22 protein-coding genes and 1 tRNA gene are annotated in these 18,457 nt (G+C 63.3%); 13 read left to right on the forward strand and 10 right to left on the reverse strand.

Features of this window, described 5'->3' with window-relative positions; genetic code table 11:
* The first annotated feature begins 5 nt into the window (after positions 1 to 5).
* A complete protein-coding gene (locus tag MLD63_RS10785) occupies positions 6 to 860 on the forward strand; it encodes a carbon-nitrogen hydrolase family protein (RefSeq protein ID WP_255329986.1) in 855 nt (284 codons plus the stop codon).
* A complete protein-coding gene (locus MLD63_RS10790) occupies positions 850 to 1,353 on the forward strand; it encodes a MarR family winged helix-turn-helix transcriptional regulator (protein ID WP_255329907.1) in 504 nt (167 codons plus the stop codon). Before MLD63_RS10785 ends, MLD63_RS10790 begins: the two co-directional genes overlap by 11 nt.
* Here MLD63_RS10790 and ubiG read toward each other — a convergent pair.
* Positions 1,350 to 2,108 (reverse strand): bifunctional 2-polyprenyl-6-hydroxyphenol methylase/3-demethylubiquinol 3-O-methyltransferase UbiG, encoded by a 759-nt coding sequence (gene ubiG / locus MLD63_RS10795; RefSeq protein ID WP_255329908.1) that lies wholly within the window; start codon positions 2,106 to 2,108, stop codon positions 1,350 to 1,352. The two genes, MLD63_RS10790 and ubiG, sit on opposite strands and share 4 nt — an antisense overlap.
* 50 nt (positions 2,109 to 2,158) lie before the next feature.
* Between ubiG and pip the strand changes: the two genes are divergently transcribed.
* The 6 genes from pip (at position 2,159) to infB (ending at position 9,216) form a co-directional block, all read left to right on the forward strand.
* Positions 2,159 to 3,136 (forward strand): prolyl aminopeptidase, encoded by a 978-nt coding sequence (gene pip / locus MLD63_RS10800; protein ID WP_255329987.1) that lies wholly within the window; start codon positions 2,159 to 2,161, stop codon positions 3,134 to 3,136.
* Complete coding sequence (tspO, locus tag MLD63_RS10805) at positions 3,136 to 3,609, forward strand: tryptophan-rich sensory protein TspO (RefSeq protein ID WP_255329909.1); 474 nt, start codon at positions 3,136 to 3,138, stop codon at positions 3,607 to 3,609. Before pip ends, tspO begins: the two co-directional genes overlap by 1 nt.
* A gap of 92 nt (positions 3,610 to 3,701) precedes the next feature.
* Positions 3,702 to 4,307, forward strand: coding sequence for a ribosome maturation factor RimP (gene rimP / locus MLD63_RS10810; RefSeq protein WP_255329910.1), 606 nt, complete (start codon positions 3,702 to 3,704; stop codon positions 4,305 to 4,307).
* Between the two features lie 3 nt (positions 4,308 to 4,310).
* Entirely contained in the window at positions 4,311 to 5,999 is a 1,689-nt protein-coding gene (gene nusA, locus MLD63_RS10815; RefSeq protein ID WP_255329911.1) for a transcription termination factor NusA, read from the forward strand.
* 14 nt (positions 6,000 to 6,013) lie between these two features.
* Positions 6,014 to 6,679 (forward strand): RNA-binding protein, encoded by a 666-nt coding sequence (locus tag MLD63_RS10820; protein WP_255329912.1) that lies wholly within the window; start codon positions 6,014 to 6,016, stop codon positions 6,677 to 6,679.
* On the forward strand, positions 6,676 to 9,216 hold the full coding sequence (gene infB, locus MLD63_RS10825) for a translation initiation factor IF-2 (RefSeq protein WP_255329913.1): 2,541 nt from the start codon (positions 6,676 to 6,678) through the stop codon (positions 9,214 to 9,216). Before MLD63_RS10820 ends, infB begins: the two co-directional genes overlap by 4 nt.
* A 201-nt stretch (positions 9,217 to 9,417) precedes the next feature.
* Here the strand turns inward: infB and MLD63_RS10830 are convergent, their stop codons facing one another.
* Positions 9,418 to 9,777, reverse strand: a complete 360-nt coding sequence (locus tag MLD63_RS10830; protein WP_255329914.1) for a helix-turn-helix domain-containing protein — start codon at positions 9,775 to 9,777, stop codon at positions 9,418 to 9,420.
* Between the two features lie 145 nt (positions 9,778 to 9,922).
* Between MLD63_RS10830 and MLD63_RS10835 the strand changes: the two genes are divergently transcribed.
* Together MLD63_RS10835 and MLD63_RS10840 are read left to right on the forward strand one after the other, a co-directional pair.
* A complete protein-coding gene (locus MLD63_RS10835) occupies positions 9,923 to 10,924 on the forward strand; it encodes an NADPH:quinone oxidoreductase family protein (RefSeq protein ID WP_255329915.1) in 1,002 nt (333 codons plus the stop codon).
* Positions 10,925 to 11,034: 110 nt separating this feature from the next.
* Positions 11,035 to 11,781: a Bax inhibitor-1/YccA family protein gene (locus tag MLD63_RS10840; RefSeq protein ID WP_255329916.1), complete on the forward strand. Its 747-nt coding sequence runs from the start codon at positions 11,035 to 11,037 to the stop codon at positions 11,779 to 11,781.
* A 69-nt stretch (positions 11,782 to 11,850) separates the two neighbouring features.
* Here the strand turns inward: MLD63_RS10840 and MLD63_RS10845 are convergent.
* The 4 genes from MLD63_RS10845 to MLD63_RS10860 form a co-directional block, all read right to left on the reverse strand.
* A tRNA-Arg gene (locus MLD63_RS10845) sits at positions 11,851 to 11,927 on the reverse strand.
* A gap of 41 nt (positions 11,928 to 11,968) precedes the next feature.
* Positions 11,969 to 12,307, reverse strand: a complete 339-nt coding sequence (locus MLD63_RS10850) for an MliC family protein (protein ID WP_255329917.1) — start codon at positions 12,305 to 12,307, stop codon at positions 11,969 to 11,971.
* Positions 12,307 to 12,771: a GNAT family N-acetyltransferase gene (locus MLD63_RS10855; protein WP_255329918.1), complete on the reverse strand. Its 465-nt coding sequence runs from the start codon at positions 12,769 to 12,771 to the stop codon at positions 12,307 to 12,309. Before MLD63_RS10855 ends, MLD63_RS10850 begins: the two co-directional genes overlap by 1 nt.
* Complete coding sequence (locus MLD63_RS10860) at positions 12,759 to 13,070, reverse strand: ETC complex I subunit (protein WP_255329919.1); 312 nt, start codon at positions 13,068 to 13,070, stop codon at positions 12,759 to 12,761. The genes MLD63_RS10855 and MLD63_RS10860 overlap by 13 nt, the downstream gene beginning before the upstream one ends.
* 126 nt (positions 13,071 to 13,196) lie before the next feature.
* Here MLD63_RS10860 and MLD63_RS10865 point away from each other — a divergent pair, with 126 nt between their 5' ends.
* Together MLD63_RS10865 and MLD63_RS10870 are read left to right on the forward strand one after the other, a co-directional pair.
* Positions 13,197 to 13,823, forward strand: a complete 627-nt coding sequence (locus MLD63_RS10865; protein ID WP_255329920.1) for a superoxide dismutase family protein — start codon at positions 13,197 to 13,199, stop codon at positions 13,821 to 13,823.
* Between the two features lie 11 nt (positions 13,824 to 13,834).
* Complete coding sequence (locus MLD63_RS10870; protein ID WP_255329921.1) at positions 13,835 to 14,125, forward strand: I78 family peptidase inhibitor; 291 nt, start codon at positions 13,835 to 13,837, stop codon at positions 14,123 to 14,125.
* 33 nt (positions 14,126 to 14,158) lie between these two features.
* On the opposite strand, the gene MLD63_RS10875 is transcribed toward MLD63_RS10870, so the two are convergent.
* On the reverse strand, positions 14,159 to 14,509 hold the full coding sequence (locus MLD63_RS10875; protein WP_255329922.1) for a hypothetical protein: 351 nt from the start codon (positions 14,507 to 14,509) through the stop codon (positions 14,159 to 14,161).
* Positions 14,510 to 14,714: 205 nt separating this feature from the next.
* Between MLD63_RS10875 and MLD63_RS10880 the strand changes: the two genes are divergently transcribed.
* A complete protein-coding gene (locus MLD63_RS10880; protein WP_255329923.1) occupies positions 14,715 to 14,867 on the forward strand; it encodes a hypothetical protein in 153 nt (50 codons plus the stop codon).
* 9 nt (positions 14,868 to 14,876) lie between these two features.
* On the opposite strand, the gene MLD63_RS10885 is transcribed toward MLD63_RS10880, so the two are convergent.
* Genes MLD63_RS10885 through MLD63_RS10895 form a run of 3 tightly spaced genes read right to left on the reverse strand, consistent with a single transcriptional unit; the run spans position 14,877 to position 18,390 of the window.
* Positions 14,877 to 15,665: an amino acid ABC transporter ATP-binding protein gene (locus MLD63_RS10885; RefSeq protein ID WP_304363999.1), complete on the reverse strand. Its 789-nt coding sequence runs from the start codon at positions 15,663 to 15,665 to the stop codon at positions 14,877 to 14,879.
* Positions 15,666 to 15,677: 12 nt separating this feature from the next.
* On the reverse strand, positions 15,678 to 17,132 hold the full coding sequence (locus tag MLD63_RS10890; protein WP_255329924.1) for an amino acid ABC transporter permease: 1,455 nt from the start codon (positions 17,130 to 17,132) through the stop codon (positions 15,678 to 15,680).
* Between the two features lies 1 nt (position 17,133).
* Positions 17,134 to 18,390, reverse strand: a complete 1,257-nt coding sequence (locus tag MLD63_RS10895; RefSeq protein WP_255329925.1) for an amino acid ABC transporter permease — start codon at positions 18,388 to 18,390, stop codon at positions 17,134 to 17,136.
* Positions 18,391 to 18,457 lie beyond the last annotated feature (67 nt).

An 18,457-nucleotide genomic window follows, 5' to 3' on the forward strand; every position in this document is an offset into this window, starting at 1 on the left:
GCACGCTGCGCGCCGGGTTGATCCAGCTGAATGTCGGCGACGACCCGGCGGCGAACCTGCAGGAAACGTCGCGCCTGATCCGTGAGGCGGCAGAGCAGGGAGCAAGCCTGATCCTGACGCCCGAGGTGACGAATATCCTGTCACCCGACCGGGCACATCAGGCGGCGATGCTGCACCACCAGGCGAATGATCCGACACTCGCCGCGCTCAGGAAAGAGGCTGCGGCGCTGGACGTCTGGCTGCTTGTCGGATCGTTGGCGCTGAAAGGCGACACGGCAGATGACAGCCGTTTCGTCAATCGCAGCTTCCTGATCCGCCCTGATGGGTCCGTCGCCGCGCATTACGACAAGATCCACATGTTCGACGTCGCGATTTCCGAAACCGAGACCTTTCGCGAAAGTGTCGCCTACCGTCCGGGTGCACATGCAGTGCTGGCGCCGGGTCCGGTGCCGATCGGGATGACGATCTGCTACGATGTCCGCTTTCCGACGCTTTACCGCGCGCTGGCCAAGGCGGGTGCGCGCATCCTGACGGTGCCGTCGGCCTTCAACCCGACATCCGGCGCGGCGCATTGGCACGTCCTGCTTCGCGCCCGCGCGATCGAGACCGGTTGCTTCGTTCTCGCGCCTGCGCAGACCGGCACGCATCCCTGCCCGGCCACCCCCGACAGGCGTCCGCGTGTCAGCTACGGCCACTCGCTGGCGGTCTCACCCTGGGGCGAAGTGCTGGCCGACGCGGGAGAGACGCCGGGAGTCACCATCGTCGAGCTTGACCTGAACGCGGTCGAAAGGGCACGGTCCCGTATCCCCTCCATCGATCATGACCGGGACTTCGCCATGCCCGCGCCCGATGCCCACTGACCGATCGTCCGACCGCGGCGCCACCGCGCTTCGCGACGGTGCGCGCGAGCGTGATCAGGGTGCGGACCGGCTTGCCGCCAGCCTGTTTTCCGAAGTCTTCATCGCCGACCAGCTGTCGCGCAGCCTGATTTCGCGCGCTTTGCCGCGAGGGATGCAGATCTCGCATTTCTCCGTGCTGAACCTTCTGGCCCATGTCGGCGAAGAGCGCACGCCAGCGCAACTGGCCGAGGCGTTCCATGTCACCCGTGGTGCGATGACCAACACGCTGTCGCGGCTGGAATGGGCGGGTCATGTCCACATCCGGCCGGATTGGGACGACGCGCGACGCAAGTTCGTTTCGATCAGTCCGTCAGGGCGCGCAGCGCGCGAGGCCGCGATCGCCGCCTTCATGCCGCTGATCGGCGACGTGGTTCGCGACATCGGTGCCGACAGGGTCCGCGCCGCCCTGCCCGTCCTGCGCGAATTGCGCCGCAGGCTGGGAGGCGAGGGCTAGCCGGCCCGACGCGCAGCCATCAGGTAGTTCACCGACAGGTCGCGATCGGACAGGCTCCAAGTCCAGCCCAGCGGATTGAACACCATCCCGCGTCGGTCGACCGAGACCAGACCTGCGCGGGCCATCATCGTGGCCAGTTCTTCGGGCGTGATGAACCGGCTCCATTCATGTGTGCCCCGTGGCAGCCAGCGCATCACCCATTCCGCGCCGACGATCGCGGCCGCAAAGCTTTTCGGAGTCCGGTTCAGGGTGGAGGCGATCAGCAGCCCGCCGGGCCGCAGCAATTCGGCGCAAGTGGCGATGAACTGAGCCGGGTCCGCGACATGCTCGACGATCTCGAGCGCCAGAACGACGTCGAACCGCTCGCCCGCCTCGGCCAGCGTCTCAGCAGCCACCGATCGGTAATCGATGTCCAGTCCATGTTGCGTCGCGTGGGCCTTGGCCACCGCAATGTTGCCCTCGGCCGCATCGGCACCCACCACCTCGGCACCCAGTCGCGCCATCGGCTCGGTCACCAGCCCGCCGCCGCAGCCGATATCGAGAAGCCTGAGCCCCGTCAGCGGTTGCCGCTCGCGTCGGTCGCGCATGAACTCCGTGCCGATCTGCGTCACCATATAGTCAAGGCGCACCGGGTTCAGCATGTGCAGCGGCTTGAACTTGCCGTTCGGGTCCCACCATTCCGCGGCCATCGCCTCGAACTTGGCGATTTCGGCCGGGTCGACGCTTCCTGTATGAGCCGGTTGGGGTTTCTGCATGCGGTGCTCTCCTTCTGGCGGGGACGGCGCGGGTGATCTATACTGGGTCGATGGACAGATTGGCAGGACAAATCGGCGGACCGACGGGGCGGCTATACCCTGCGATCGAGCCGTTCGACCGCGCCATGATCGACCGCGACGGCGGCCATTCGATCTACGTGGAACAATGCGGCAATCCCGATGGGCAGCCGGTAATCGTCCTGCATGGCGGACCGGGCGGCGGCTGCAGCCCCTACATGCGACGCTTTTTCGACCCGCGGTTCTACCGTATCGTGCTGTTCGATCAGCGCGGCTGCGGGCGGTCGCGCCCCTCGGCCTCGGTCGAGGCGAACACGACGGCAGATCTCGTCGGTGACATTCAGGCGATCCGCGAAAGGCTGGGACTTGGCCCGGCGATCCTGTTCGGGGGCAGCTGGGGCGCGACGCTGGCGCTCGCCTATGCCGAGGCCCATCCCGAAGGCACAACGGCCCTTGTCCTGCGCGGCGTCTTCATGGGCCGGCAGGAGGAACTGGACTGGTTCTACGGCGGCGGCGCGGCACGGTTCTTCCCCGATCTTTGGGCACGCTTCCTGAAACCCGTCCCCGAGGCCGAACGGAACGACCTCATCGCGGCCTATCACCGGCGGCTGTTTTCCGACGATCCCGACATCCAACGTCGCTTCGCACTGCCCTGGCTATTGTGGGAGAACGCACTGGCAGGGCTGGAAGCCTCTCCCGCGACCCAGGCGCCACCGGAATACGCCCGCACCTTCGCGCGGCTCGAATGTCATTATTTCCACAACCGCTGCTTTCTGGAAGAAGGCCAGCTTCTACAAGACCGCCACCGGATCGAGCATCTGCCCTGCGTGATCGTCCAAGGCCGCTACGACATGGTCTGCCCGCCCGCAACAGCCTGGAGGCTGGCCGATGGATGGGACCGCTGCGAATTGCGACTGGTCCCGTCGTCGGGCCACGCACTCTCCGAACCCCGGATCGCGGCTGAATTGGTACGGACGATGGATCAGTTGGCTCGACGGGGGATAGGCTGATGCTTTCCATGATCTTCCTCATCGCCTGTGGTGCTGCCGCTGCCACCGGGATCATCTTCAAGCCGGGCGCTTGGTATGACGGGTTGGAAAAGCCCTCGTTCACGCCGCCGAAACGGGTCTTTCCGGTCGCCTGGACAATGATCTACCTGCTGATCGCGATCGCAGGTGCGCGGCTGGCCGTGCTGCCGGGCTCGGCGATGGCGATGGCGCTGTGGGCGGCGCAGATCGCGTTGAACACCTTGTGGACACCGGTCTTTTTCGGCGCACATCGGATGGGGCTGGGCATGGGGGTGATGGCTGCCCTGTGGCTGGTCGTTGCCGCGCTGGTCGTCGCGGCCTTCCGGCTGGACGCCTGGGCCGGTCTGATGCTGCTTCCCTATCTTGCCTGGCTCTGTGTGGCGGCAGCGTTGAACTGGCGTATCTGGCGCGACAATAGTCACCGCTTGCATTCGCCGGAAGCCGATTCTATATAGCCGATCAACAGCGGAGCAGGCGTCCACACCCTGCCCACCGGACAAAGTCGCACGGGCCGCTGACGGCCCGTTTTTTCATTTCGAAGGGACCCATGTCGAACGACCTGATCGCCAAGACTGCCATCGACCGGCGCCTGGCCGAGATCATCACTCCGGTGATCGAGGATCTGGGCTACGAGCTGGTTCGCCTGCGCATGCAGGGCGGCAAGACGGCCACGTTGCAGATCATGGCCGACCGGCCCGAAGGCGGGATCAATGTCGACGATTGCGCCGACATCTCGACCGCGATCAGCGCGGTTCTGGATGTCGAGGATCCGGTCGAGGACCCCTATCACCTTGAGGTCAGCAGTCCCGGCATCGACCGTCCGCTGACCCGGCTGAAGGATTTCGAGACTTTCGAGGGTTACGAAGCGCGACTGGAGACGAACCAGCCCATCGATGGGCGCAAGCGCTTCAAGGGCGAGCTGGCGGGGGTCGAGGATGGCGAAGTGCTGATCAACATCGAGACCGGCGGCGAGACCCAGACCATCGGGTTGCAATTCGACTGGCTGTCGGACGCCAAGCTGGTCCTGACCGACGAGCTGATCCGCGAGATGCTGCGGCAGAAAAAGGAAGCCGGGGTCGAGATCGAGAATCTCGACGAGGGCCATTTTGACGAGATCGAAACCGATGCGGGCGACCCCGCCGAGAAGGAGTAAGTGATGGCGATCACCTCTGCCAACCAGCTTGAGCTGCTGCAGACCGCCGAGGCGGTGGCGCGCGAGAAGATGATCGAGCCCGAGCTGGTCATCGAAGCGATGGAGGACAGTCTCGCCCGGGCCGCGAAGTCGCGCTACGGCGCCGAGATGGACATCCGCGTGGCCATCGACCGCAAGACCGGCAATGCCACCTTCACCCGCGTCCGCACCGTCGTGGACGAGGAAGAGCTTGAAAATTATCAGGCGCAATTCACCGCCGATCAGGCCAAGCCTTATTTCGAGCTGTCGAAGAACGCGTCGTCCTATTGGACCCGCGACGGCGCGCGGCTGGACGACTTCGCCGGCGGGCCGCAACTGGGCGACGTCTTCGAGGAACAGGTTCCGCCTGTCGATCTGGGTCGGATCGCGGCGCAATCGGCCAAGCAGGTCATCCTGCAGCGCGTCCGCGAAGCCGAGCGCGATCGCCAGTACGAAGAATTCAAGGACCGCGCCGGCACGATCATCAACGGTCTGGTGAAGCGCGAGGAATACGGCAACATCATCGTCGATATCGGCCGTGGCGAGGCGATCCTGCGTCGCAACGAAAAGATCGGTCGCGAAAGCTATCGCCCCGGCGACCGCATCCGCTGCTACGTCAAGGACGTGCGCCGTGAGACCCGCGGCCCGCAGATCTTCCTGTCGCGCACCGATCCGCAGTTCATGGCCGAGCTGTTCAAGATGGAAGTGCCGGAGATCTATGACGGCATCATCGAGATCAAGGCCGTTGCCCGCGACCCCGGCAGCCGCGCGAAGATCGGCGTGATCAGCTATGACAACTCGATCGACCCGGTCGGTGCCTGCGTCGGTATGCGCGGTTCGCGCGTTCAGGCCGTCGTCGGTGAATTGCAGGGTGAAAAGATCGACATCATACCGTGGTCGGAAGATCAGGCGACGTTCCTTGTGAACGCCCTGCAGCCGGCCGAGGTCAGCAAGGTGGTCTTCGACGAGGACGCGCCGCGAATCGAAGTCGTGGTGCCGGACGAGCAGCTGAGCCTTGCTATCGGCCGTCGCGGCCAGAACGTGCGGCTGGCGAGCCAGCTGACCGGCCTCGACATCGACATCCTGACCGAGGAAGAGGAATCCAAGCGCCGTCAGGCCGAGTTCAACGAGCGCACCCAGCTGTTCATGGACAAGCTGGATCTGGACGAATTCTTCGCCCAGCTGCTGGTTGCCGAAGGCTTCACCAACCTTCAGGAAGTGGCCTATGTCGATCAGGACGAGCTTCTGTCGATTGACGGCGTCGACGAGGCGACGGCCGAGGAACTGCAGGCCCGTGCCCGCGACGTGCTGGAAGCGGCGAACAAGGCGGCCCTGGAGAACGCCCGCGCCCTTGGTGTCGAGGACAGCCTGGTTGAATTCGAGGGCCTGACACCCCAGATGATCGAAGCGTTGGCGAAAGACGGCATCAAGACGCTGGAAGACTTCGCCACCTGCGCCGACTGGGAACTGGCCGGCGGCTGGACGACGGTCGACGGTCAGCGCGTGAAGGACGAAGGTCTGCTAGAGCCCTTCGACATCAGCCTCGAAGACGCGCAGACCATGGTTATGACCGCGCGTGTCATGCTGGGCTGGGTCGACCCGACCGAACTTGAGGCCGATGCAGACGGTGAAGGTGAAGGCGACGAGGGTGAAACCGAGGAGGCCGGGGTGTAAGCCCCGGAATCCGTTTGAGCCGCGGGGGTCGCACCAAGGACCGCGAGGCGCCATCCGAACGGCGCTGCATCGTCACCGGCGATGTGCAGCCCAAGGAAGGCTTGGTCCGCTTCGTCGCGGGCCCTGACGGGATGGTCGTGCCGGATCTGGCGGAAAAGCTTCCGGGTCGCGGCATCTGGGTCGCGGCCCAACGTGCCGCGATCGACAAGGCCGCTGCCAAGGGAATGTTTTCCCGCGGCGCCAAAGCGCAGGTCAGGGCGCCCGACGGTCTGGCCGATCTGGTCGAGTCGGGATTGGCAAAGCGGGTGGTCGAACTGGTTTCGCTTGCCCGCAAGGCAGGCGACGCGGTCGCCGGTTTCGAGAAGGTCAAGGGCTGGCTGGCCGACGGACGCGCGAAGGTGCTGTTGCAGGCCAGCGACGGCTCTGACCGGGGCAAGGGAAAGCTGTGGACACCCACCGGCGGACGCTGGTTCGGGTGCCTGACGGCGTCAGAATTGGGTTTGTCCTTTGGCCGTGACCATGTCATACACGGCGCGCTTGCGCCGGGCGGACTGACGGACAGGGTCATCAAGGAAGCGAGCAGGCTATCGGGCCTGCGCGGTGGATCGGCGGTTCCGACACCGCCCTCAGCGAGCATCACGGCGGCGTTGCCGCCCGGAAGGAATGAAGACGCGACATGAGCGATAACGACGGCAAGAAGACATTGGGATTGGGTGGCGGCGCGAGTCGTTCGGGACAGGTGAAGCAAAGCTTCAGCCACGGCCGGACGAAGAATGTCGTCGTTGAAACCAAGCGCAAGCGTGTGGTCATGCCAAAGCCTGGGAGCAACGTTCCCGAAAAGGCGTCGCCCGCCGTCGCTCGCGCGGCATCGGATCCCTCGAAGCGCCCGGCCGGCATTTCCGAAGCGGAAATGGAGCGCCGGCTGAAGGCCCTAGCCGCGGCGAAGGCGCGCGAGGAAGAAGAAGCCGCCGCCCGCGCTGCGGATGAGAAGGCGCGCGAGGAAGAACGCGAGCGCCGCCGCGCCGAAGCCGAAGCCAAGGAGCGCGAGGCGCGCGAGCGCGAGGAAGCGCTGCGGATCAAGGAAGAGCGTGAAGAACAGGCCGCACGCGAAGCCAAGGACGAGGAAGCCAAAAAGGCCGCCGCCGCGGCGCGCAAGGCCGAACCGGCCAAGAAGTCGGCGGGCGAGCCTCAGGATGCTGCCGCGGCGCAGGCCGCCGCTGCGCGCGCCGAGACGAAGGGTGTGCGCAGCCGGCCCGAGCGCGACGCGCGCAACCAGCCGTCCGACGACCGCGACAGCCGCAATCGCAATGAGCGCGACGGCCGCCGGTCGGGCAAGCTGTCGGTGACGCAGGCGCTGCAAGGCGACGGCGGGCGCCAGCGCAGCCTCGCCGCGATGAAGCGCAAGCAGGAGCGTGCCAAGCAGAAGGCGATGGGCCAGTCGGTCCGTGCCGAGAAGCAGGTGCGCGACGTTCGACTGCCCGAAACGATCGTGGTTCAGGAATTGGCGAACCGGATGGCGGAGCGCGCCGCGGACGTGGTCAAGTCGCTGATGAAGATGGGCATGATGGTCAACATGAACCAGCCCATCGATGCCGACACCGCCGAGCTGGTGATCGATGAATTCGGCCACCGTGCCGTCCGCGTCAGCGATTCCGACGTGGAGCAGGTGATCGACACGGTCGAAGACAAGGACACCGATCTGGAACCGCGTCCGCCGGTCGTGACCATCATGGGTCACGTCGACCACGGCAAGACCAGCCTTCTGGACGCGATCCGCAAGACGAATGTCGTCTCGGGCGAGGCCGGGGGCATCACCCAGCATATCGGCGCCTATCAGGTGACGACCGAGGGTGGGGCGGTTCTGTCCTTCCTCGATACGCCGGGGCACGCGGCCTTCACCTCGATGCGCGCCCGCGGTGCGCAAGTGACGGACATCGTGGTTCTGGTCGTCGCCGCCGACGATGCGGTGATGCCGCAGACGGTCGAGGCGATCAATCACGCCAAGGCCGCCAAGGTGCCCATGATCGTGGCGATCAACAAGATCGACAAGCCTGCGGCCAACGCACAGAAAGTCCGCACCGACCTGCTGCAGCACGAAGTCATCGTGGAACAGCTGTCCGGTGAGGTTCAAGACGTCGAGGTCTCGGCCACGACCGGTCAGGGACTTGACCAGTTGCTCGAGGCGATTGCGCTGCAGTCCGAGATCCTCGAACTGAAGGCCAACCCGACCCGCGCTGCCCAAGGCGCCGTGATCGAGGCGCAGCTGGATGTCGGCCGCGGTCCGGTCGCGACGGTTCTGGTTCAGAACGGCACCCTGCGTCGTGGCGACATTTTCGTCGTGGGCGAGCAGTGGGGCAAGGTCCGTGCGCTGATCAACGACCGTGGCGAGCGCGTCAACGAAGCCGGCCCGTCGGTTCCGGTCGAGGTTCTGGGTCTTAACGGCACGCCAGAGGCAGGCGACGTGTTGAACGTGGTCGAGACCGAAGCGCAGGCCCGTGAGATCGCGGAATATCGTGAGCAGCATTCCAAGGACAAGCGCGCCGCAGCCGGTGCTGCCGTCACGCTTGACCAGATGCTGGCGAAGGCCAAGGCCGACGAGAACGTCGCCGAACTGCCGGTGGTGGTGAAGGCCGACGTTCAGGGCTCTGCCGAAGCGATCGTGCAGGCGCTGGACAAGGTCGGCAACGACGAGGTCCGCGTGCGGGTTCTGCATTACGGCGTCGGCGCGATCACAGACAGCGATATCGGACTTGCCGAAGCGTCGGGTGCATCCGTCATCGGGTTCAACGTCCGGGCCAACGCGTCGGCGCGGAACACGGCGAACCAGAAGGGGGTCGAGGTCCGCTATTACTCGATCATTTATGACCTGGTAGACGACATCAAGGCGGCCGCATCCGGCCTGCTGTCGGCCGAAGTGCGCGAGACCTTCATCGGCTACGCGACGATCAAGGAAGTCTTCAAGGTCACGGGTGTCGGCAAGGTTGCAGGCTGTCTTGTGACCGAAGGCGTTGCCCGCCGCTCTGCCGGTGTCCGTCTGCTGCGCGACGACGTGGTGATCCACGAAGGCACGCTGAAGACGCTCAAGCGCTTCAAGGACGAGGTCAAGGAAGTACAATCCGGCCAGGAATGCGGGATGGCGTTCGAGAATTACGACGACATCCGCGAAGGCGACGTGATCGAGATCTTCGAGCGCGAAGAGGTCGAGCGCCAGCTTTAAGACAAGCATCGACGAGCTTGAGAACTACAAAGGGGGCATTATTTAATGCGCCCTTTCATTTTTTCTTGATCGCGGTAGCGCGACGTCGCATTATGTACGCACAAAACAAAAGGGCGCGGATTAACCGCGCCCCTTCGCCCCAGACACAGACCCGAACTCGTTACACACCCAGACTCGTCGACCCATATCCAGCTGGTGGCTTCAAGCCGCGTCGGACAGCACCCGCGCAAGCTCGAAGATCTGACGCCGTTGAACGGCGGGCATCGCGTAATAGGCGCGCACCAGCTGGAGCGCCTCCTTGTCCGCGAGGAAATCGTCTTCGACGGCCTTTGCACCCTGATCGTCGTGCAACCCTTCGAAGAAGAAGCTGACCGGAACATCCACCGCCTGAGCGATATCCCACAACCGCGACGCAGAGACGCGGTTCATTCCGGTTTCATATTTCTGGATCTGCTGGAACTTGATGCCGACCTTGTCAGCCAGCTGTTGCTGCGTCATACCGATCATCCACCGGCGGTGCCGGATCCGCTTACCAACATGTACATCGACGCCGTGCTTCATCGCTCAACCCCTTGCAATCTGGACTGGCAATACTCCACAGGCGTGCAATTTTCGAGAGAGAACATGGTTAATTGGCTTGAATCTGACCAAAAAGACAGGTCCCGGATTGCGGCTGTTGCGCCATCTCTCGAAGGATTTTGCGAATATGGCCGATGACTTCAATACCGCCCCCGCGACGCAGGAACACATGAAGGCCGCGCTGATCGAGGCGCCCAACACCGACCCGGTCGTCAGAGTGCTCCCTGTCCCCAAGAATGTCGGGGAAGGACGGGTCTTGGTCAGGATGCGCGCGGCGGCGCTGAATTTCGCCGATCTGCTGAAGGCGCAAGGCCGCTATCAAGAGGCTGAACCGTTCCCGTTCGTGTCGGGCCTGGAAGGCGCCGGCGAGGTCATTGAGGCTAGCGTGGATAGCGCGCTGACGCCCGGCCAGCGTGTCGCGGTCAACGTGCCGGGAACGCTTTGCGACGTCGTTGCGGCACCAGCGCAGCAATGTATTCCGATCCCGGACGCCATGAGCTTCGAAGAGGCTGCAGGCTTTCAGATCGCATACGGCACCAGCCATTTGGCACTGGTAGGGCCCGGCGCATTGCGCGATGGCGAAACGCTGGCCGTTCTTGGCGCTGCCGGTGGCGTGGGGCTGACGGCCGTGCAGGTGGGCCGCGCGCTTGACGCTCGGGTCATCGCGGTCGCGCGTGGGTCCGACAAGATGGACCTGCTGCGCAGCGAAGGTGCAGATGTTGTCATAGACAGCGACGAGTGTGGCGATCTGAAGACCGCCCTGCGCGACGCCGGTGGTGTCGACGTCGTCTATGATCCAGTGGGCGACGCGCCCGGTCTCGCCGCCTTCGGCGCGCTGCGGCAGTGTGGGCGCTTTCTTGTCATCGGCTTTGCCGGCGGTCAGCCGCCGCGACTGCCGCTGAATCACGCGCTGGTCAAGAATATCTCGATCCACGGCTATTACTGGGGCGGACTGCGCAAGCGCGATCCGCAGGCGGTGCAGGCGAGTTTGCGCGATCTCTTCAAGCTCTACGAAGAGGGTAGGCTGCGACCGCATCTGGGTCATGTTCTGCCGCTGGATCGACTGGCCGAAGGTTTCGACTTGCTGCGAAGCCGTCGGGCTGTCGGAAAAGTCATCGTAACCCTGTAAAAGACGGCCCAAAACCGGTCCTTGCGGCATTGAAAATTCGCGTTTCTCTGCCAATATTGATCGCAATTGAGGGCGTGGGATGTGTCCGCGCCGACTTAGGGGAGATACCGATGGCAGACTTCAACACTGTCCGTACCGCCCGGACGACCAGCTATGATAGTGCGGTTGTCGATCAGGGATTGCGGGCCTACATGAACCGCGTTTACGGGCTGATGTCCGTGGGCATGCTGGTGACGGCAGGCGCGGCTTGGGGCATCAGCAATGCGGCGGTCGACGGGTCGGGTCAGCTGACGCAGCTTGGCTATGCGATCTATGCTTCGCCGCTGAAGTGGCTGATCATGTTCGCGCCGCTGATCATGGTCTTCGCTTTTGGCGCCGCGATGAACCGTCTTTCGGTTCAGGGCGCCACCTTCATGTTCTACGCGTTCTCGGCGCTGATGGGTCTATCGATCAGCTCGATCTTCCTCGTCTACACGCCGTTCTCGATCGTGCAGACGTTCCTTGTGACCGCGATCGCCTTCGCCGGCCTCTCGCTTTGGGGTTATACCACCAAACGCGATATTTCGGGTTGGGGCAGCTTCCTGGTCATGGGCGTGATCGGTCTGATCGTCGCCTCGATCGTGAACATCTTCCTGCAATCGTCAGGAATGCAGTTCGCGATCTCGGTGATCGGCGTGCTGCTGTTCGCCGGCCTGACGGCTTATGACACGCAGCGGATCAAGAACATGTATCTGCAGATGCGCAACTCGGACGCCGACTTCCTCGGCAAGACGGCCATCATGGGCGCGCTGAGCCTGTATCTGGACTTCATCAACATGTTCATGTTCCTGCTGTCCTTCATGGGCAACCGCGAGTAATTCACGATCAAACGACGCGAAGGCCGGGCATTTGCCCGGCCTTTTTCGTTGGTGCTGTCGAAAAGATCGTGGCGATCCCGGAAGGGCTCGAACCCTCAACCTGCCGATTAGAAGTCGGCTGCTCTATCCAGTTGAGCTACGGGACCGGCTGGGCGGCTTTCTGCGGCATGGGCTGCGCCCGTGCAAGTCATTCCCTGGCCTTGCAGCCGGTCAGGACTTCTTCTGCTTCATCCTCGCCCCGGTAAAGGGTCGCGTCATCGCCCTTGCCACGCAACACGAATGGCGCGGCGTCGCCGACCGCGACATACCGAATCCCGGACCCCGAGACCGCCTGACGCATCGTCACGAGCCGACCTTCGATCAGGGCGACGGCCAGTTGATCAGGCGACAGGTTGTTCAGGAAGACCACCGGCAGATCGACACCGCCGTCACAGCGATAGTTCACCTCGATCGCGGCAAGATCCTCGGCCAAGGCTGTGCCGGTCAGAAACAGTGAGGCCAGCGCGCCGATTGCCACGTTCCGCATCACAGCATCCTCGTCATGAAAACACTGTTCGGGTCCGGGCGGTATGGCGGGAAGGCAGGACATTCCGAAAACCCGGCACGCGCGTAAAGCGCCCGCGCGGCGACAAATCCCGGCTGCGCCCCTGTTTCGAGCGACACCTTGCTGATCGCCTGTTCCCGGGCGAGCCCCATGAGGTTGTTCAACATCACGCGCGACAGCCCCCTGCCCCGCCACTCGGCCAGCACGTGCATCGATTTCAGCTCGCCATGATCCGGTGCGAGCCTCTTCAGGGCCCCCATCGCAACAGGTTCGCCAGACAGGCGACCGACAAGAAAGGTGATGTCGGGCGTGACCAGGGCCGTGCGGGGCAGCATGTGGATCGATTCCGGTGGCGTGTCGGCGTGCATGTCTGCCGTGTGGCGCTGGAACAGCAGTTCCAGATCGTCGGCCAGCGGGCTCTCGACGCTGATCGTCAGTGAGTCCAAGGCAGGCGCCGGTCAGTGGCGAAATTCTCGCCGTAGCCACGCTGGCGCACGATCGGTGCGCGGCGATGGCTTTCCTGCACGACGAAATCCAGCCCGTGGTTGCGGGCATAATCCTCGGCCTGCTTGCGGTTGGCGAATTTCAGGCGAACCTGGCTCTGGGTGTCGTCGGACGAGGTCCAGCCCATCAGCGGATCGATCTCGCGCTTGTCGGCTTGCGGAAACTCCAGAACCCAATTCTGTGTGCCACGCGTCCCCGACTGCATCGCATTGCGGGAGGGTTGATAGATACGGACGCGCATGGTCGGGCACCTTCGGCTGGAAACAGCCGATATATCGCCAAAGACGGGCCTCGGTTCAAGCCCCGGAACATTGCCCGAAAGGTCGCGTTGGTCCGTCAGTCTGTCCCGATCACACGGAGGAAACCCATGCTGACCCGTACAACTGCCCTGACCGCCGCGCTTTTGATCAGTGCCTGGCCCGCGCTGGCGCAGGATGCGACCACCGAGACCCCGGCCGAGGCGCCCGCCAGCGAAACAACAGAAGCGCCCGCCGCAGAGGCTGCAGCGCCCGAGGGCGAAGCCCAACCGTCCGATGCAGTGCCGGGCGAAATGGCGTCGATGATCGCCGAGCTGACCGGACCGGAAGGCGAAAGCTTCGGCACGGTGACCGTCGCCCCGACGCCATCGGGTGTGATGCTCGCAACCATCACGCTGGAGGGTGTGCCCGAGGGGATCCACGGCATCCATTTCCATGAAACCGGCACCTGTACCACGCCCGATTTCGAATCGGCCGGTGGTCATATCGCTGGCGATCATGAGCATGGCGTGATGGCCGAAGGCGGCGCACATCCGGGCGACATGCCGAATGTCCACGTGCCTGCCGATGGTGCGTTGACCGTCGAGTATTTCGTCCATGGCCTGACGGCGGATATGCTTTCGGACGACGACGGCGCGGCCGTTATTCTTCACGCCCAGCCCGACGATTACAGCGGGCAGCCATCAGGCAACGCCGGGCCGCGACTGGCTTGCGGCACCGTTTCGGCAACTGAATAAGGGCGGGCTCAATGAAACCGTTCCTGACCCTTTTGGCAGCACCCGTCGTGCTGTCAGCCTGTGTCGTCGCGGTCCCTGTGCCGGGCCCGGGCGGCTCTGACCCATCGGCTGGTCCGGACACCTGCGGTGCGGCGGCCTATCAAGGCTACGTCGGACAACAGAGCCCTGCGATCACCGTGCCGCCCGGGACTGACTATCGGTCATATCGAACCGGCGATCCGGTCACGATGGATTTCAACGAGAACCGGATCAACTTCGAATACGATCGACAAGGCGTCTTGGTGAAAGTCAGCTGCGGCTGAAAAACAAGGGCCGGGTAATCCCCGGCCCTTTCATTATTGGCTCTCGGCCGCTGCTTCATCCGGCGCCGGGAACGGTCCCGTCAGTTCGGCGCTGCGATCCTGTTTGTCGAAGATACAGACCGACACTTCTTCGTAGCCGGGTTCATCGCCATCCTCGTCGCCGGGCACTGTGACGGTCATCAGCGCCGCGCCGTAGCTTTCCGTTCCGAACGGGTTCACCTGCGCCGTGACCGTCGCGCCCTCTGGCGCCTCGACAAGTGCGGTGCAGGCGCCCTCGACCTCGGCGCGGAACTCTTCCCAGGCATCGTCCGACGAGGCGGTGGCAGGCACCGCAAGCCCTGCCAGCAATGCCGCCGCTATCCCGGTTGTGATGGAATGTCGCATGTCTTCTCCTTTAAATCACGCGTCCCTGCCCGTAACCTTCCGGCATATGCTTCGGTTCGATGACGATGATGGGAGGTCGCGGATGAAGAACTGCCTTACCGCGATAATCCTGGCCCCTGTAGTCATGTCAGCCTGTGCGCCAACGTCCTCATCGGCTGATCGGCTGTCACCGGCGATCTGCCGAAGTGGCTCGCCCGCGGGCCTGGTGGGACGAAATATCGGGCAATTCGACATTCCGCGATCCGTCCCGAACCTGATCATATCACCGGGGATCGAGGTTCCGGACGAACGTCAGCCGGGACGGCTGCGCATCTTCGTCGACGACAAAGGCTGGATCGCGCGCGCTGAGTGCGAATAGCGCGCGCTCTCAGTGACCGAGGATCTGGCTGAGGAACAGCTTGGTCCGCTCGGACTTGGGGTTGTTGAAAAACTCTTTTGGTGAGTTCTGTTCGACGATCTGACCCTGATCCATGAAGATGACCCGGTTCGCGACGGCCTGCGCAAAGCCCATTTCGTGGGTGACGCAGATCATGGTCATTCCTTCCTCGGCGAGCTCGATCATCGTGTCGAGAACTTCCTTGATCATCTCGGGGTCGAGCGCGCTGGTCGGTTCATCGAACAGCATGATCCGCGGCTGCATGCACAGGCTGCGTGCGATCGCCACCCGCTGCTGCTGACCGCCTGACAATTGTCCGGGATACTTGTTCGCCTGCTCGGGGATCTTCACTTTTTCCAAGAACCGCATCGCCGTCTGCTCGGCCTGCTTGCGCGGGACCTTGCGCACCCAGATCGGCGCCAGCGTGCAGTTTTCCAGCACCGTCAGGTGCGGGAACAGGTTGAAGTGCTGGAACACCATGCCGACTTCGGACCGCACCTTGTCGATGTTTTTGATGTCGCTCGTCAGCTCGATCCCGTCCACGACGATCCGGCCGGACTGATGCTCCTCAAGCCGGTTGATACAACGGATCAGCGTCGATTTGCCCGACCCGGACGGACCGGCGATCACGATCCGCTCGCCCCGATGGACGGTCAGATCGATGTCGCGCAGCACGTGGAAGGTGCCGTACCACTTGTTCATGTTCGCAATTTCGATCGCGACTTCATCGCTGACCTGCATCTGGCTGCGGTCGATCTGGCGTTCGCTGGTCTCGGTCATGGCGTCAGGCCCTTATCGGTGGTCGCGCTGCAGCCGGCGTTCCAGATACATGGAATAACGCGACATGCTGAAGCAGATGATGAAGAAAATGGCGCCGGTAAAGATGAACGGCTCCCAGTAGACGCCTTTCCAGGCGAAGTTCGCGCGCACGAAGTCCGAAATCCCCTTCAGCGGATCGAAGAGGCCCACGAACACCACCAGCGTCGTGTCCTTGAACATGCCGATGAAGGTCGAGACGATGCCCGGAATCGAAATCTTCAGCGCCTGAGGCAGGATGATCAGCCGCTGCGCCTTCCAGTAATCAAGGCCAAGCGCGTCCGCGGCCTCATATTGCCCCTTGGGCAATGCCGCCAGACCACCACGGATCACCTCGGCCATGTAGGCGGCGGCGAAGATCGTCACCATGATGATGACACGCAGGATGATGTCGAAATTCGTGCCTGGCGGCAGGAAATAGTTCAGCAGCAGCGAGGCGACGAACAGCAGCGTGATCAGCGGCACGCCGCGGATGAACTCGATGAACACGACCGCGAGCTTGTTGACCAAGAACATGTCAGAGCGACGCGCGAGTGCGAGGATGATCCCCAAGGGCAGCGACAGTGCGATGCCCGCGACCCCGATGGTGATCGACAACAGGAAGCCGCCGAACTGATCGGAATCGATCGCGGTGATATCCAGCGGGATCAGCGATTGCAGATCCTCTGCGGCGTCACCCGCGACGAACAGCAGCAGGGCCAGCGTCACCGCCACGCCCGCAATCACCGCGATCAGCGGTGAAATGCGCACCGACAAGCGCCAGGCCAGCCAGCCAAGCGCGACGGAGGCCAGGACGGAAAGCTCACCCCAAGCCGATCCGCCCCACAGCATCCACACGCCCAGCAGCGGATAAAGGGCCGAGAAGATCAGCAGCCAAGGTGCGTTGCGTTCGGCGACCACGACAGCGCCGATCATGACGATGGCGGCGAAGACCAGCCATGGCAGCGGCGCGCCGACCATCACCGACAGGATCAACGTCGCAGCGGCGGCGACGATCAGGACGATACGTCGGATTCGCACGGATTCGGAAAACAGGACCGGCGCCAGCGCGACGAACAGGAAACCGAAGGCAATGATCGGGCGGAAATACAGTTCGCGCGGGTAGAAGCCGAACATGTATTGGTGCCAGCGCTCGCGGATGACGGCCCAGCAGGCCCCGCGCGCATCCTCACCCCAGGTTGCGGCGATGATTTCGCGGCATTGCGTCAGGCTTTCGGCGTTCCAGACGGAATGGGCGAACCAGTCCCAGAAATGACTGACGAGAAACCAGATGATCAGCAGCCCCAGGATTGTAAGGATCGTGTTGATCGGGCCGGAGAACAGGTTCGCGCGCAGCCAGTGCAAAGCGCCCGTTTCGCGGTTGGGCGGCGGCTGCTGGGGCAGCATCGTGTCGCGCACGAAGGGAACGGTCTGGGCGTGCAATTCGCTCATCTCAGCGTTCCTTCAGCTTCACACGATTGTTGTGGATGTTCATCACGCCCGAAATGACCAGGCTGAGCGCAAGATAGATCAGCATCATCAGAACGATCGCCTCAAGCTCTCGTCCCGTCTGGTTCAGCGTGGTTCCGCCCAACGTTCCGCGCAGGTCCATGTAGCCGACCGCGATCGCCAACGATGAGTTCTTAGTCAGGTTCAGGTATTGCGAGATCAGCGGGGGAATGATCACCCGCAGCGCTTGCGGCAGGATCACCAGGTTCATCGTCTTGTTGGAACGCATCCCAAGCGCATAGGCCGCCTCGGTCTGGCCACGGCTGACGGCGAGGATACCGGCACGCACGATTTCCGCGATGAAAGCGCCGGTATAAAGCGTCAGCGCGAGCCATAGCGCGACGAAGGCGTTCTGGACGTTCAGCCCGCCGCCGAAGTTGAAGCCCTTCAGCTCCGGTGGGATCAGGTGCAGGCCGAAATACCAGATCAGCAGCAACGACGGCACCACCATGATCGCGAGGTTGATCCACCACGTCGTCGGACGGTCGCCCGTTCTGTCCTGCGTCCGCTGCGCCCAGGCCAGCACCGCCTTACGCACGAACCAGCCGCCGATCAACACGACCGCGAAAGCGATCGTCGCCCAATCGATGAGGATTCGCGCACCCAGGTCCAGTTCGCCCGGATCGTTGGTCAGGCCCAGCGTCGGGATCGCTGTATAGCGATTGGTCAGCGCGACATTGTCGAAAAGGATCATCGACCAGGCCGGGTCGTCACCACGATAGGCCGAGGGCGCAGGCAGGATCTCGGTGAAGATCGCGTAGATGATCAGGATCCACAGCAGCAGCGGGATGTTGCGGAACATCTCGACATAGATCGTCATCAGTCTGGCAAAAAGCCAGTTGTTCGACAACCGCGCGACCCCGACGGCAACCCCGAGGATTGTTGCGGCAATACATCCCAGGAAAGAGATGATGATGGTGTTCAGAAGCCCGACGATGGTCGCGCGAAGATGCGTATCGTTAGACGTGTAGGGGATCGGGGGTGACGGGATGTCATAGCCCGCTCGCGACCACAGAAAGCCGAAATCGAAGTCCTTGCCCATCGCCCGCAGGTTCTGGATCGTGTTCCCGACCAGCCACCAGGCCGCGGCCATGACCAGGATGAAGACGACGACCTGGATCGTCAGCGACCGATAGCGCCGGTCGTAGATCAGCATGCTCGGGCGGAACGACGGCTGTGCCGGTGCCGTGATGTCTGACATGGATTTCCCCTGTTCCGGATCGTCGGCTTTGCGCCGTATCAAATGACCGGATTATCGTTTGTGGGAC

The sequence above is a fragment of the Paracoccus albicereus genome (assembly GCF_024359525.1).
GTDB lineage: Bacteria > Pseudomonadota > Alphaproteobacteria > Rhodobacterales > Rhodobacteraceae > Paracoccus > Paracoccus albicereus.

Coding starts and splice junctions, on each gene's coding strand:
- MLD63_RS10790 (WP_255329907.1), top strand. CDS start 850: ATGCCCACTGACCGATCGTCCGACCGCGGCGCCACCGCGCTTCGCGAC.
- ubiG (WP_255329908.1), bottom strand. CDS start 2,108: ATGCAGAAACCCCAACCGGCTCATACAGGAAGCGTCGACCCGGCCGAA.
- pip (WP_255329987.1), top strand. CDS start 2,159: ATGGACAGATTGGCAGGACAAATCGGCGGACCGACGGGGCGGCTATAC.
- tspO (WP_255329909.1), top strand. CDS start 3,136: ATGCTTTCCATGATCTTCCTCATCGCCTGTGGTGCTGCCGCTGCCACC.
- rimP (WP_255329910.1), top strand. CDS start 3,702: ATGTCGAACGACCTGATCGCCAAGACTGCCATCGACCGGCGCCTGGCC.
- nusA (WP_255329911.1), top strand. CDS start 4,311: ATGGCGATCACCTCTGCCAACCAGCTTGAGCTGCTGCAGACCGCCGAG.
- infB (WP_255329913.1), top strand. CDS start 6,676: ATGAGCGATAACGACGGCAAGAAGACATTGGGATTGGGTGGCGGCGCG.
- MLD63_RS10830 (WP_255329914.1), bottom strand. CDS start 9,777: ATGAAGCACGGCGTCGATGTACATGTTGGTAAGCGGATCCGGCACCGC.
- MLD63_RS10835 (WP_255329915.1), top strand. CDS start 9,923: ATGGCCGATGACTTCAATACCGCCCCCGCGACGCAGGAACACATGAAG.
- MLD63_RS10840 (WP_255329916.1), top strand. CDS start 11,035: ATGGCAGACTTCAACACTGTCCGTACCGCCCGGACGACCAGCTATGAT.
- MLD63_RS10850 (WP_255329917.1), bottom strand. CDS start 12,307: ATGCGGAACGTGGCAATCGGCGCGCTGGCCTCACTGTTTCTGACCGGC.
- MLD63_RS10860 (WP_255329919.1), bottom strand. CDS start 13,070: ATGCGCGTCCGTATCTATCAACCCTCCCGCAATGCGATGCAGTCGGGG.
- MLD63_RS10865 (WP_255329920.1), top strand. CDS start 13,197: ATGCTGACCCGTACAACTGCCCTGACCGCCGCGCTTTTGATCAGTGCC.
- MLD63_RS10870 (WP_255329921.1), top strand. CDS start 13,835: ATGAAACCGTTCCTGACCCTTTTGGCAGCACCCGTCGTGCTGTCAGCC.
- MLD63_RS10875 (WP_255329922.1), bottom strand. CDS start 14,509: ATGCGACATTCCATCACAACCGGGATAGCGGCGGCATTGCTGGCAGGG.
- MLD63_RS10885 (WP_304363999.1), bottom strand. CDS start 15,665: ATGACCGAGACCAGCGAACGCCAGATCGACCGCAGCCAGATGCAGGTC.
- MLD63_RS10890 (WP_255329924.1), bottom strand. CDS start 17,132: ATGAGCGAATTGCACGCCCAGACCGTTCCCTTCGTGCGCGACACGATG.
- MLD63_RS10895 (WP_255329925.1), bottom strand. CDS start 18,390: ATGTCAGACATCACGGCACCGGCACAGCCGTCGTTCCGCCCGAGCATG.